At 40.3% G+C, this 14,267-nt stretch carries 9 protein-coding genes; all 9 read right to left on the bottom strand.

Annotation, left to right across the window (positions count from 1 at the left end; translation table 11 throughout):
* Nucleotides 1-9: 9 nt before the first annotated feature.
* The 9 genes from AACV01_RS13725 to AACV01_RS13685 all read right to left on the bottom strand — a co-directional run bounded on the left by AACV01_RS13725 (nt 10) and on the right by AACV01_RS13685 (nt 14,209).
* Nucleotides 10-630 carry a YfgM family protein gene (locus AACV01_RS13725; RefSeq protein WP_004243818.1) on the bottom strand — a complete coding sequence of 207 codons (621 nt, stop codon included), beginning with the start codon at nt 628-630 and terminating at the stop codon, nt 10-12.
* Between the two features lie 10 nt (nt 631-640).
* Nucleotides 641-1,924, bottom strand: a complete 1,284-nt coding sequence (gene hisS / locus AACV01_RS13720) for a histidine--tRNA ligase (RefSeq protein ID WP_004243819.1) — start codon at nt 1,922-1,924, stop codon at nt 641-643.
* A 122-nt stretch (nt 1,925-2,046) separates the two neighbouring features.
* Entirely contained in the window at nt 2,047-3,168 is a 1,122-nt protein-coding gene (ispG, locus tag AACV01_RS13715) for a flavodoxin-dependent (E)-4-hydroxy-3-methylbut-2-enyl-diphosphate synthase (protein ID WP_004243820.1), read from the bottom strand.
* Nucleotides 3,169-3,215: 47 nt separating this feature from the next.
* Nucleotides 3,216-4,178 (bottom strand): cytoskeleton protein RodZ, encoded by a 963-nt coding sequence (gene rodZ, locus AACV01_RS13710; RefSeq protein ID WP_161683109.1) that lies wholly within the window; start codon nt 4,176-4,178, stop codon nt 3,216-3,218.
* A 72-nt stretch (nt 4,179-4,250) separates the two neighbouring features.
* Nucleotides 4,251-4,685, bottom strand: coding sequence for a hypothetical protein (locus tag AACV01_RS13705; RefSeq protein WP_004243824.1), 435 nt, complete (start codon nt 4,683-4,685; stop codon nt 4,251-4,253).
* Between the two features lie 85 nt (nt 4,686-4,770).
* Complete coding sequence (locus AACV01_RS13700; RefSeq protein WP_004243825.1) at nt 4,771-5,952, bottom strand: bifunctional tRNA (adenosine(37)-C2)-methyltransferase TrmG/ribosomal RNA large subunit methyltransferase RlmN; 1,182 nt, start codon at nt 5,950-5,952, stop codon at nt 4,771-4,773.
* A 141-nt stretch (nt 5,953-6,093) separates the two neighbouring features.
* A complete protein-coding gene (ndk, locus tag AACV01_RS13695; RefSeq protein WP_004243827.1) occupies nt 6,094-6,519 on the bottom strand; it encodes a nucleoside-diphosphate kinase in 426 nt (141 codons plus the stop codon).
* 235 nt (nt 6,520-6,754) lie between these two features.
* A complete protein-coding gene (gene pbpC / locus AACV01_RS13690) occupies nt 6,755-9,076 on the bottom strand; it encodes a peptidoglycan glycosyltransferase PbpC (RefSeq protein ID WP_161683107.1) in 2,322 nt (773 codons plus the stop codon).
* Nucleotides 9,077-9,124: 48 nt separating this feature from the next.
* Nucleotides 9,125-14,209 (bottom strand): alpha-2-macroglobulin family protein, encoded by a 5,085-nt coding sequence (locus tag AACV01_RS13685; RefSeq protein ID WP_004248434.1) that lies wholly within the window; start codon nt 14,207-14,209, stop codon nt 9,125-9,127.
* Between the last annotated feature and the right edge of the window lie 58 nt (nt 14,210-14,267).

Genomic DNA, 14,267 nt, shown 5'->3' with positions numbered 1-14,267 from the left:
AAGATCCCTTTAATTGGATAAATTATTGAGTTTAAGTTCAACCAATGAACGAATAGCGCCTGCATTTTCATCATTCAATGCATTACGATAAGCGGCGGCTGCACCTGCGTTATCGCCTTTTTTCGCTAATACATCACCACGGATATAATTTTTCATTCCATCCCATGCTTTACTTTTCACTTGCTCTAATGAAATTAACGCAGCATCAGTTTTATCTAATGCCAGTTGCACACGTGCTAAGCGAAGGTTAAGCATATCTGCAAATGCTTCATTCTTTACCATAGATATTGCTTTAGTAAGGTGTGTTTCACCTTTGGCTAAATCGTTGGCATCAATCGCTAATTGAGCTAACTCTAAAGAGGCTAAAGCACCATAAATATCGTTAGTTTCAGAAACAAATTTTTCGGCTAATGCGATATTTTCAGGCGTTGGTTTAGTTAATGCTTCATTTATTGTTGCAAATTCACCCGCACTCTCTTGTAGACGGTTGGCTTGATGTGATTGCCAATATTTCCAACCCCAAATTCCACCCACGCCAATGACAATAGCGAGAATGATCGTTAAACCATAATTTTTTAAAAACTGTTTAATTGCATCAACTTGTTCGTTTTCGGTGCTATAAACTTCCACAAGTCTCTCCTTAACCTAATAACAGCGTCAATTGTTGGGCCAGTTCGCTACGCGATACAATGGTCTGTTCACCTGAACGTAAATCTTTCACGGCTACTGTGCCAGCGTTAATTTCATCTTCACCTAAAATTAACGCGATTTTAGCACCATGTTTATCAGCACGTCCTAATTGCTTTTTAAAATTGCCTTTACCGTGATTGGTCATTAAGCGCAATGTAGGTAATTGATCACGGATTTCTTCTGCCAGCATTAATGCTGCACTTTGGCTATTATCACCAAAAGACGCAAGGTAAACATCAGCGACATGAGTATCAGCAACAAACTCAGGATTAACCGCTTGAACTAATAAGATCATGCGCTCCATCCCCATGGCAAAACCGACCGCAGGCGTTGGGTGTCCACCTAATTGTTTCACTAATCCATCATAGCGACCACCCGCACATACCGTTCCTTGTGAACCTAATGCACTGGTTACCCATTCAAAAACAGTACGGTTATAATAATCTAAGCCTCGGACTAAACGCTGATTAACACGATAAGTAATACCTACAGCATCAAGTAATGCACATAAACCATCAAAGTGTTCTCTTGATTCGTCATCAAGATAATCGAAAAGTTCAGGCGCATCATTCAATAAAGTCTGAATTTCAGGATTTTTAGAGTCTAAAACACGTAATGGGTTAGAATACATACGACGTTTGCAATCTTCATCTAATTGATCAACGTGTTGCTCTAAAAATGCGACTAATGCTTCACGGTATTTTGCCCGCGCTTCGAGTGAACCAATAGAGTTCAGTTCTAAAGTCACGTGCTCTGCAATACCTAAAGCCTTCCACCAGCGTGCCGTTAACATAATCAGTTCAGCATCAATATCGGGGCCTTGTAGGCCAAATACTTCTGCACCTAATTGGTGAAATTGGCGATAACGACCTTTTTGAGGGCGTTCATAACGGAACATTGGCCCTAAATACCATAAGCGTTGCTCTTGGTTATAAAGTAAACCATGTTCAATTCCTGCGCGGACACAACCTGCGGTATTTTCAGGACGTAAGGTTAAGCTTTGTGCGTCTTCACCTCGATCGGTAAAAGTATACATTTCTTTTTCAACAACATCGGTCACTTCACCAATTGCTCGCTGAAATAGAGGGGTATGCTCTACGATAGGTGTTCTAATTTCACTAAAACCATAACCGGCTAAAATTTGTTTTAGCGTATTTTCGATTTTCTGCCATACCCGCGTATCAGCAGGTAGGTAGTCATTCATACCACGAATGGCTTGGATTTTTTGTGCCACTTTTTTTCTCTAATAGTTATTAATTGATCAATAAACTGATTATAGAAGCGAAAACAATCAGTATTCAATGTGAAATCAATAGTAATACAGGCTCATTAGTTAATGAGCCTGTTAATTGCGTGTTATTTATCCAATTGATTTATATTAATTCGGAGGTTGCCGTCAAGCATTGCCGCTTTTGTACGGATTTTCGCCTCTAATAAATCAATCATATTACTATTATCAAGACGCTCTTTTTGTCTTACACCGTCTTCATAAAAACCACTGCGTGTTTTAGCTCCGGTTACACCTAGTGTAGAAACTTCGGCTTCACCAGGACCATTAACCACACAGCCAATAATAGAAACATCCATTGGTGTAATGATATCTTCAAGACGTTGTTCTAATTCATTAACTGTACCAATAACATCAAACTCTTGACGAGAGCATGTTGGGCAAGCAATAAAATTGATACCACGAGAGCGAATACGTAATGATTTTAAGATATCAAAGCCAACTTTTACTTCTTCAACCGGATCTGCGGCTAAAGAGATACGTAAAGTATCACCGATACCTTCTGATAGAAGGATCCCAAGGCCTATAGCTGATTTCACTGATCCGGCTCTTGCACCACCAGCTTCGGTGATCCCTAAATGTAAAGGCTGATCAATTTTTTTCGCTAATAAACGATAAGAATCAACAGCAAGGAAAACGTCAGAAGCTTTTACACTAACTTTAAACTGATCGAAGTTCAATTTATCTAAGATATCAACGTGGCGCATAGCCGATTCAACTAGCGCTTCAGGGGTTGGCTCACCATACTTTTCTTGAATATCTTTCTCTAGTGACCCCCCATTCACACCAATACGAATGGGAATATTGCGATCCCGGGCACAATCGACAACTTGACGAATACGCTCTTCATTACCAATATTACCAGGATTAATACGTAAACAATCGACACCATATTCAGCAACTTTAAGTGCAATACGATAATCAAAATGAATATCAGCGACCAAAGGTACTTTCACTTGTTGCTTAATTAGTTTGAATGCTTCAGCCGCATCCATAGTTGGTACAGAAACACGTACAATATCCACCCCAACACGTTCCAGAGACTTAATCTGGTTTACAGTCGCTTCAACGTCTGTTGTTCGTGTGTTCGTCATCGACTGTACCGCGATAGGAGCCCCATCGCCAATAGGTACATTACCAACATAAATTCGCGTCGATTTACGACGAATAATAGGTGATTCTTTATGCATTGATTAATTCTCCCATGCTTCCATGCTTGCTCAAATGTATAGTCAGATTAAGCGCTCGGTACTGTTATTTTTGCTATTTTTCCAGTAAAACGGCTTAAGTCAACAGCTTCACCATTAAACTGTAAACGAGTAACAGAAGGTGCGCCTATTTTTAGTTTATAAGGTTGCTCACCATTAAATTCCAAACGGTCACCGGCTTTCTTAATACCATTAAATAAAACTTTATTTTGAGCATTACGAATTTCTAACCAGCATTCACCATCAAACATCAAGACCAGTTGATTTTCCACAATTGGTGCGGGTGTTGAATTGCCTTCAGCAGAATCAGCACGAGAAGTCGTTGATGTGGTTAATGGTGACACCGGTAATGGAACTGTTTTAACTTCTGCCTCAGGTGTGGCATCTGTTACTGATGGCTCGGCAACCTCATTAGCCTGATTATCTACTAATGGAGAAGCAGGCACTTGTACATTTTCACCCTCAGATGATGGGCTATTATTATCTAAGGTTGATAAAGGAGATTCTATCGTATTGGTGTTTTCTTGCGGACTATTTTGTCCTATGTCTTGCGAAGCCATAGAGACTAATTCTTGTTGATCGGCTTGATGCCCCTGCCACCACCATAAACCGACTAAAGCTATCATTGCTATTACAATAACCCAAGTCAATTTCATCAACCAGCCTTCACGCTTTTTATGACGCTTACCCAATGAGTAATTTTGTGTTGTTGTTACTTTGACTTGTTTTATTGGGGCTTGTTGATCAATTAGACCTAGAATTGCGCTTTCAGGAACACCGACAAGTTTTGCATAAGAGCGCATATAACCACGTAAAAATGTCGGTGCAATACCAGAAGAGATAGTATCAGCTTCAATTTCACATACTGTTGTTAACTTCAAACAAAGTCGATCAGCAACAGTCTGCTGAGTTAGCCCCGCTTTTTCACGTGCCTGACGTAAAAGTTGACCCGCTGTTAATTTCACTTCTTCGGTTTTGTTTTCAGTATTCATTAGCAATCTAGGCACTGTGGCTATTGGATGTTTAACATTGATGAACACGAGAAAATACAGTTTTTAACGTCCTCATCGCGAATTTGGTGATTTTTGGTATTCAGCATGCTGACAAACCAAATAATCTGACGGTATATCCTCAATTAACACATTATTGTTGTTTAATAAATTTTGTTCACAAAGGAAATTACCATAAAACCTTAATACATTAACATTTACTGGCTTCGACTTCATCGCTAATTTGTAATAATCTAGCGCCTGAATAGGATTTCCCAATAACTGGGATGTTAATGCCATTCCTAAATTTGCTTCAGGATGCTCAGGCATCACTGACAGCACTTTTTGAAAATGATATTGGGCTATCTGATATTGTTGCTCAGCCAGATAAGCTTCCCCTAATTGAAGACGAAGAGGCACTGCAACATGTTTTTTATTTGCTGTTGATTGGCAGCCTATTGTCAATAACACCAAGCAGATAGCAACAACCTTTGATGACATCCTTATCATCGTTATCTTCCTTAAATTAATCCATTCTTGCAACTCTCTACTTTGTTTTAAAAACACAGCACAAAGCGAGAGTTACCCACCTCTATCAGACTGCTTTTACTGAAATTGGTTCACCTTGCAGACGTTTTTTCAGAGTACGCTTAGTTCGGTCAATCACATCACCAGCAAGTTGACCACAGGCAGCGTCAATATCATCACCACGAGTTTTACGTACAATAGTGGTGAAACCATATTCCATTAACACTTTAGAGAAACGATCAATGCGACTATTAGAACTACGTCCATAAGGTGCGCCTGGGAACGGGTTCCATGGAATTAAGTTGATTTTACAAGGTGTATCTTTTAAGCACTCTGCTAATTGATGTGCTTGTTCAGTGCTGTCATTAATATGATCAAGCATGACATACTCAACAGTAACTCGACCTTGGTTTGCATTAGATTTAGCAATATAACGACGCACGCCATCAAGAAACATTTCAATATTATATTTCTTGTTAATAGGAACAATTTCATCACGAATATCATCTGTTGGTGCATGCAATGAAATCGCTAAAGCAACATCAACCGCATCAGCTAATTTATCTAATGCAGGTACGACACCGGATGTAGACACGGTGACTCGACGTTTAGATAAACCAAAGCCAAAGTCATCCATCATAATTTCAAGAGCCGGAATAACATTGTTAAGGTTAAGTAATGGTTCACCCATTCCCATCATAACAACATTAGTGATTGGACGACGGCCTGTCTCTTTTAAAGCACCAATAATTTTAGCAGCACGCCACACTTGGCCGATAATTTCAGAAACTTTAAGGTTACGGTTAAAACCTTGTTGTGCCGTTGAACAGAATTTACACTCTAACGCGCAACCCACTTGTGATGAAACACATAACGTCGCACGATCATCTTCAGGAATATAGACTGTTTCAACTTGTTGAGAGCCTACTTTAATCGCCCACTTAATAGTGCCATCCGCAGAGCGTTGTTCTTCAGACACTTCAGGTGCCTTGATTTCGGCAATCTCTTTTAACTTCGCACGCAGCACTTTGTTGATATCTGTCATCTGATCAAAATCATCATAGCAATAATGGTATATCCATTTCATGATTTGATCAGCGCGGAAAGGCTTTTCGCCCATAGAGACAAAAAGCTCACGCATCTGTTTACGATTTAAATCTAACAGATTGATTTTTGTTTTTTGATTCACAGTATTTTCTTTAGAAACAGCGACAGAAGCGCTTGGCGCTGGAGTGGTAGATTGGGTCATGACATTGCCTCGTTGTTACACTATGCGGCCTACGTTAATAAAATCTATTAACGGGATACTTATTAATTAATAAAAAGACGCCCCATTAAAGATTAACAGGGCGTCGCATTGTACATTTTTTCGTATACAGATGCTAATAAATTAGCGTGGGCAAATTTCGTTTTCAGTAAAGAAATAAGCAATTTCACGCGCAGCTGAAGCTTCTGAATCTGAACCATGCACTGCATTTTCTGTAAAGCTATCCGCGTAATCAGCACGTAAAGTACCCGCTAAAGCGTTATCAGGATTAGTTGCACCCATTAAGTCACGATGACGTTGGATAGCATTTTCGCCTTCTAATACTTGTACCATGATAGGGCCAGAAGTCATAAACTCAACTAAACCATCAAAGAAAGGACGGCCTTTATGCTCTTCATAAAAACCTTCTGCTTGTTCACGAGTTAAATGCAACATTTTTGCTGCTACGATGCTGAAACCCGCACTTTCAAAGCGGTTATAGATTGCACCAATAACATTTTTTTTCACTGCGTTTGGTTTGATAATAGAAAAAGTGCGCTGAATAGCCATGTATTACCTCAAAATATTGTATTAATAACAACTTATGTTGCCTGTTTTTATCGCAGATCATGGAAAAACAGCTCAAAACCGTATCCCCTGCAAAAATAAGGGATTGATTATAGGGGGATAACAATAAATTGCACAGATGAAATCCCGCTTTTTTTTAAAAAACTGTGGCAAAAAAGTTATAATTTATCGATTTAATCACATTTTTGGCCTTCATTTGATTAAACTCTGCACTTATTTAACGAAAACTGAAATTCACCATATCCGTTTGACCGCTAAGATCAAGCACCGAAAGTTGGTATTTGCCACGTTTTTCTAATAAATAAGAGAACGTTGCCCCATTTTCAGTTTTACCGATTTGTTCACCATTTAAAAACCACCATTGCATACCACTTCCCCCTTGTGTAGAAACCGTTATTTCAAGCTGAGTTTCACCAGGCAATGGACGCAATAAATCCCCTTTTCTTATCCCAGAGATATACAATGGGATCATATCTTCTTTAATCGGTGGACATGTTAATGAAATTGGTGGTAATCGTTTTGCTCTACGCTCTTTTTCAGGCAACCAAGCATCTAATGCTATCGGCCATAAAGCAATATCCTTTAATTGAGCACCAGGACAATTAGGCCCTGTACGTTTTCCTTCTTTATCTATCCATACTTTTTCATTGATGCCTAAAATGCCCTCTTGGCTTTCATTCAATAGTGTTGGGGGAATAGTATTATCAAGGATCCAGCTTCGTCGGCTGACTCGACAGTTACTATCTTCTTTAGGCAAAGCTTTTCCCGTTGGCCAACAAATAGCTGCGGCTGAGACACTATTTGGCCTAGGATCAACAGGAGGCCGCTGTTTATTTTGATAAAAATAACTTGTCAATAAATTATTAACTTGATTCATTATCGGTACAGCAGTTGCAAATCCAAACTGCCCCGCAACAGGTGTGCCATCAGGTCTCCCCACCCAAACACCAATGGTATAACGCGCATTAACACCTATCGACCATGCATCACGATAACCATAACTTGTGCCTGTTTTCCAAGCCAAAGGAACAACCGCTGAAATAGCACTATCAGGACGAGGCCGTGCCTCTCCCGCTAAAATTCGCCGAATGATCCACGCAGCACCGGGTGACATTAACATACGTTCATTGATGGTTTGCTCTGGCGTAAAACGTAACGGCGCGGTCTTTCCATGCCTTGCAAGCGCACTAAAAGTCGCCACTAATTGATCCATTCGTGTTGCTGTTCCTCCTAAAATAAGCGCTAAATTAGGTTCAGAGCCATAAGGAAAACGCATTTCAAGGTGATTATGTCGCAACTTAGCTGCAAATTTTTTTGCGCCGTAAGCTTCTATTAATTGAACGGCAGGTAAATTTAATGAACGACTAAGGGCTTCACTCGCACTCACGGCACCGTTAAATCCAGTATCAAAATTACCAGGACGGTAATCTTCAAAACGGCGCGGAACATCTTGTAATAGTGATTCTGCATGGATCAATCCTTCATCCAAAGCAAGACCATAAATAAAAGGCTTTAAAGTTGATCCCGGTGAACGCCATGCACTTATCATATCAACATGCCCAAAGCGTTGATTATCATTAAAGTCTGCCGATCCAACATAGCCTTTAACACTCATATCCGTGTGATCGACCACAAGTATTGCCAGAGAAGTTTTATCGGCTAGCTGATATTTCCACTGTTTGGCTAGCTCTTCTAGTTGTCGTTGAAGATTAATATCAATCGTGGTTGTGATCACCGGCGCTTTTTGCTCGTTATACATACGCCGAGCCAATAATGGCGCGAGTTGTGGCGTTTGTCTTGGTGCAAGTAGCACTTGCTCTTGCTTTATTTCAGCCACTTTCTCTTTGGGCCAAATTTGATATTCCGCTAATCTATCTAATACTTTATCCCGTGCAGCTTGAGCACGCTCTGGATACCGGTCTGGCCTTAAACGACTGGGTGCTTGAGGTAATACCGCCATTAATGTTGCTTCACCTGCTGATAAATCAGCGGGAGATTTACCTAAATAGGCCCAACTTGCAGCGCCAATCCCTTCTAAAGTGCCACCAAAAGGTGCACGGTTAAGATAAATTTCTAAAATCTCATCTTTTGAGTAATACCATTCGAGCTGTAATGTCCGCCATAATTGTTTTAATTTTCCCCCTAAAGTCCGTGAGTGGGGGTCAATCAAACGTGCAACTTGCATTGAAAGCGTACTGCCTCCAGAAACAATTTTTCCCGAGCTTAAGTCTTGCCATGCGGCACGTAAAATAGCTATAGGGTTAACACCGGGGTGCTGATAAAACCAGCAATCTTCATAAGCTATCAACGCCTGCAAATATTCAGGGGAAACATCAGAAAGGGTAACGTGATAACGCCATATTCCTTCTTTATCAGCAAAACGCCAAAGTGGTGTTCCATCTTCAGCCGTTACTATGGTGGCGATTTGAGGCTCGGGATCTGGCAGTGGCCAGATCTTATCTGCTATCCATAGCAATAATGGTGTTACTAATAGAAAAATAACGCTCGCGGCGATTAACCGCTTATATCCTAGTTTCATTCAATCACTCAAAGGAAAAAGCCCTTTCCGAAGAAAGGGCTGTCTAGCTTAAGGCACAACATCAATTTTATTTTTTGTTGCCCCTACGGCACGCCAATAAGGCACATACATTGACTCAACTTGCGGTGGCGGTACTTGATAACTCCCCGGAGTTACCGCTCTTGCTAAGTAAAGTAATGTCGTAGGACGATATTTATCAACCGCTATTGCAGCAACAAAACGATCATCACGATATTCAAGATGTTTTATATTGGCTTGTCCCATATCATCAATAAACTCCTGCAAATCAGCAGCGCTATCGCTTAAGCTTGCGCTACTTGATGCTAAGTTTTGATTTTCAATTTCAAGCCCCGCAGGTAATAGATCAACCACTAAGGCATCAGGTACATCTCTATTAGCTGAAACCTCTAATTTTACCACCAGCATTTCACCACTTTGTAAGCGATTAGGATCGACTCGATTGCCTTTTAGATCGTAATAACTACGATTGATCTTCAATACATTGCTATAAGGCGCTGGGGCAACTTTTGGATATCCGACAACATTCATTCGAGAGTAAATAGTTGTACCACCTTGGTTGTTTAGCTCTAAACCTTCTTGCAATTGTGTTGCTGTCAATGCTTCATTAACTGCGCGATCACTACTCATTGCTGGCACTTGACGATTAATGGTTACTTCCCAAGGCTTCTCTGCCATATCAATAAAGAAACGCCCAGCAAGGTATAGTGAGTTACTCTCTTGTGTAGAGAACCATTCACGCCCTGTTAAGTTATCAGATAATGTAATAACACTGGCATCACGAGTTTGAGTTTCCAAATTGTTTTCACTGAGTAGCGCAATAATCAACGCTTGGTCACGAATAGTACTGCCGTAATCACCTAAACCGTAATTATATTTACGTGGCATGGTGACACCTTCAGCAATTAGGCTTTCAGCACGAGAGTTATCTCCCATCAATTTCAAAGCAACACCTAACTGCACAAGCGCTAAACCACTACCCGCTTGATTACGTTCTAGATATAAACGGCGCAATTCTCCCAAAGGGGCTTTTTGCTGATTAGCCAGAACTAAAGCTGCATATGCTCTTGCTGAGAATCGAGCCGCATCTTGGTTAACCACATACTCTTCATTAACAATGTTTTTATCTTGTAAATAACGTAGTAGACGATCATTTGCCCGTTTTAATGCCTCAGTAGGAACTTCATAACCTTGTTGAGACGCTCTAAATAAGAAATCTGTTGCATACGCCGTTAACCAAAACTCTTCACGCCCACCTTGAGCCCACAAGGCAAATCCTCCTTCGGATTTTTGCATTGTTAAGATATGAGCAATCCCTTTTTCTATGGCTTCTTTTCTTTGCATATCTGTTTGTGTTTTGATCCCCAATTGCTTCAACTCTTTCTCTGTTGAATACAAGGATGGATATAATCCACTAACAGTTTGCTCAAGACATCCATAAGGATATGCAAATAACTCTCTAACATAACGCGCTACCTGTAACGGAGGGCGACTGGTAAGTAATAATTCCCCCTCAAGCGTTGAGCGATTAAATTGATTTAATGCTTCGTTTGGTAGGCGCCAAGACTCACCATCTGCTAATGTATTGGCGTAATGTATTGTCTCAGCAGGATACGCAGGGCGTACACCTATTTTCCAAGTATTTTGATAAGGTTTTATCTCTTCATTAGGTACTTTAATACCATAAATAGACAGGGAAAATTCTCCTTGACCAAATCCATGTTTTGCCGTAATAGGGATTTGAACTTGAGTTCGTTCACCTTTCGATAATGAAACGGTTTTACTATCGACACCCGCTAAATCAACTAATCCTGATGCCGTATAATTTAACGTAATAGATTGTGGTGCATCCGTTAAGTTAGTTAAATCTAATGACAGTAACGCATCATCTCCCCCAGCCATAAAGCGTGGTAATGAGAGTTGAGTAACTAATGGCGCGGCAACAACAACTTTACCTTCTTGGCTACCAAATTTATCCGCAGTCCATGCTTGAGCCATAAGGCGGACTTCACCATTAAACTCAGGTATAGGTAAAGAAACCTCACCTTCACCTTGTGCATTTAATTTTACAGGTGTTGCTTGTTGAGCAATGATTTGCACATCTGTTAATGGCTTTTTACCACCACGAGATAATGCGCTTTCTTCGCTTCCATCACCACCAAAACGTAGGTTGGCTAAACGCCCTTCACCTTCAATTAACTGACCATAAACATCGTATTGATCAACGCTATAACGCTTACGACCAAAGAAAGCTTCGTACGGATCAGGCGTTTTATAGTCGGTAATATTTAAGACACCTGTATCAACTGCAGACACTAATACATTGATGTTTTCCGGCAATGGCTGGCCTGCAACGGGCTTAGCTTTAATCCGAATTTTTAGATCTTGATTTGGACGAATTTTTTCAGGTGCATCCAGTGCAATATCTATACGGCGATTGTTATCTTGTAGTGGTAAATGCAAAATACCTACGGCACGTTTTACCGTCGCTTGTTTGGAGGTATCCCCCGGTCTTACCACCACCGAAGTCAAATATAAATCGTGTCTTGCCCACTCTTTATTAATAGGTACTTCAACATCAAGCCCTTTTTCAGGTACATCAATCTCTTGCCACCATAGCGGCCCATCACTCGATTCTAATAGCACATAACCTTTACCAGGATGAGGGGCTGCAATATTGAGTTTGACTTTTTCACCCGGTAAGTAACTCTCTTTATCTAATTTTAATTTAACTTGATCAGGTCTTACTGCCCCGGTTCCGCCAGTATTATCCATCCAAGAATAGCCCGCCCAAAAACGTAAGCTACTGACAAGTTCTGTTTTAGGATCGACCACTTCTATACGATAAGAACCCCATTCAACAGGGAAAGCCACTTTTGCGGTACCATCTTTAGCTATTTTGATAGTCTGCTCATCCATTTGCAGATCTTTTTGATTGTAGCCAGACTCCCAACCATTTGAATTAGACCAACGCCAATAATAATCATAACGTTCGTAAATAAATCTTACTTTTAGGTCATCAGCAGGTAATTTTTTACCCTCTTGATCGGTATAAACGATTTCAAACTCCGCCATTGAGTTTTCATCAACACTATAGCCTGATTTATATTTATCATTACGGTAGTCATACACCTCTTTTTTAGCAAAAACAGGGCGAATTCCCGCAAGATGTGTCGCTGGCCATACCGCTTGTTGATAACGGCGAGTAACAGGACGCCCTCCGGCTTCAAGTAAGCTTGCTTGTAAGATAATATTAATCGGTGATTTCACTTCAGCATAACGGTCTTTATCAACCGTTAATGCCCCTTCACCATCCGTATCAAGAGTAAGTTCAAATTCATCTAATAAACGACTTAAATTTTCATCTTTTACGGCACCAAATTCATAACCCGGCAGTTGACTGACTGCTTCTCGCGAAGCTTTTAAGAAAACCTGCCCTTGTAAGCGATTATCTGCTGCCGGTGCACCATAAAGATAACGACCTTTAATATCAAAATAAGCATTATTACCACTGAGTAAAATGCCTTTTTTACCGGTGATCTCTAATGCCATACGCTCAGGCATAAAATCTTCAACTTGGAATTGGTAGAAGCGTGGCGTGCCATCGCCTAAATCAAAACGTAATTTCCGAATACCTGTACTCTCATTTTCAGGGATCATCAGTTTCAACTGATAAAAACCATTTTCAGGTTGCCAAACAAAACTACGGGAAACCTGACCATCCGTTTTTAATAAGTCAACTTTAACAGGTTGCTCTTTAATCGGGTTTCCATCACCATCTCGCAATAAACCATTAACGATTAAGGTTTCGCCGGGGCGGTACAGATCGCGTGGACCAAAGACAAAAAATTGTTTGCTATAACCTTGTGGCCCGCCGATATCAAACTCGGATAAATCAAGAGCTGGTTTACGCAAATCAATCATACTGGTTTGCCCATTACGAATAGCGAGTAATAAACGTGCTTTATCACTCTTTTCTAATGTGGCATGCCCTTGATTATCAGTTTTTGTTTTAGATATTAAATTACCTTTTTCATCTAAAAGACGAATTTCAATATTGTCTAATGCTGCGCCATTTTTCAGGGATTGAGTAAAAATATCTAGCGTATTAAGGTAGCTATGTACTGATAAACCGATATCACTAAAAGTAAATACCGTTGCCGGCATGGTATAGGAGTATTTACCTGCCTGCTGCATTACGGCGATATAGACGCCCTCTTTTTTCAGGGCTTCAATAGATTTGAGTGGTAATAAGACATTTTCACGGGTGTTTTTTTCTGTATCAAGTTCAAAGCGCCCGCTATACACCAAATCCGCTTGTGACAGAAAATCGTCTGATTCCCAATAGTTAATATTAGAGCGGCTTTCCCATTGAGTTAAAAATTGTGTTAACCGATCATCTTTAACTCGAAAAAAGTTAACATCGACTTGTTCGACATTTAATGCGCTAATTGGCAAACCTTCCGTTGCTTCTAACGGTAATAATGAGCCTTTACTGGTAAAGCCGACCGATGGAAAAATCTCTTCTGTAGTAAATTTTTGGCTAAATGGCTCTACTAATTTACGTTCGTTAATTCCTTTAATTTGAGCATCAATAGTCAGGTTTAACTCTGTTGAAGGTGGCAAATGGCGGAATCGTAACTCCATCAGATTATCAGATAGCTCCCAAGCCCCCTCTAATTTACCTTTTTTAGTATCAACAAGACGGATAACATCATCAAACTTCTGATCAGGATCGAGTGGTACTGAAAAAGTCACTACCATCGTACTTGCGCCATCGCGTTGTAATTCAGAGGCATCTAGTACAGTCACCTCTTTACCTGCATAACGACGAGCAAGTTCATTGCGCACTTCTTGGCTAGTTAATGCAGTTTGATTATTCGTTTTGGTTGTAACTGCGGTTTTATCACCAAGTTGTGTTGTCGTTTGTTGCGATGTGCTTTTTTGTTCCGCAACTTGTGTTGGTTGTGAGTTATCACTCGTCGAAGATTGCTCATCTTCTGTTTTGTTATCATCACAGCCTGTTAAAGCTAATGCTGAAGCCAGTACCACTGCAAGTGTACACCAACGGTACCCTCTTTTTTCCGTGTACTGTCTAAATTGATCTCGATTCATATCCATTTCCTTTAATTCAACCCCTGAATTATATGATGTTTTATGCAGGCTATAATAA

The organism is Proteus sp. G2609, from assembly GCF_963896135.1.
Taxonomy (GTDB): Bacteria; Pseudomonadota; Gammaproteobacteria; order Enterobacterales; family Enterobacteriaceae; genus Proteus; species Proteus mirabilis.
This window is presented reverse-complemented; position numbering and strand designations above follow the sequence as displayed.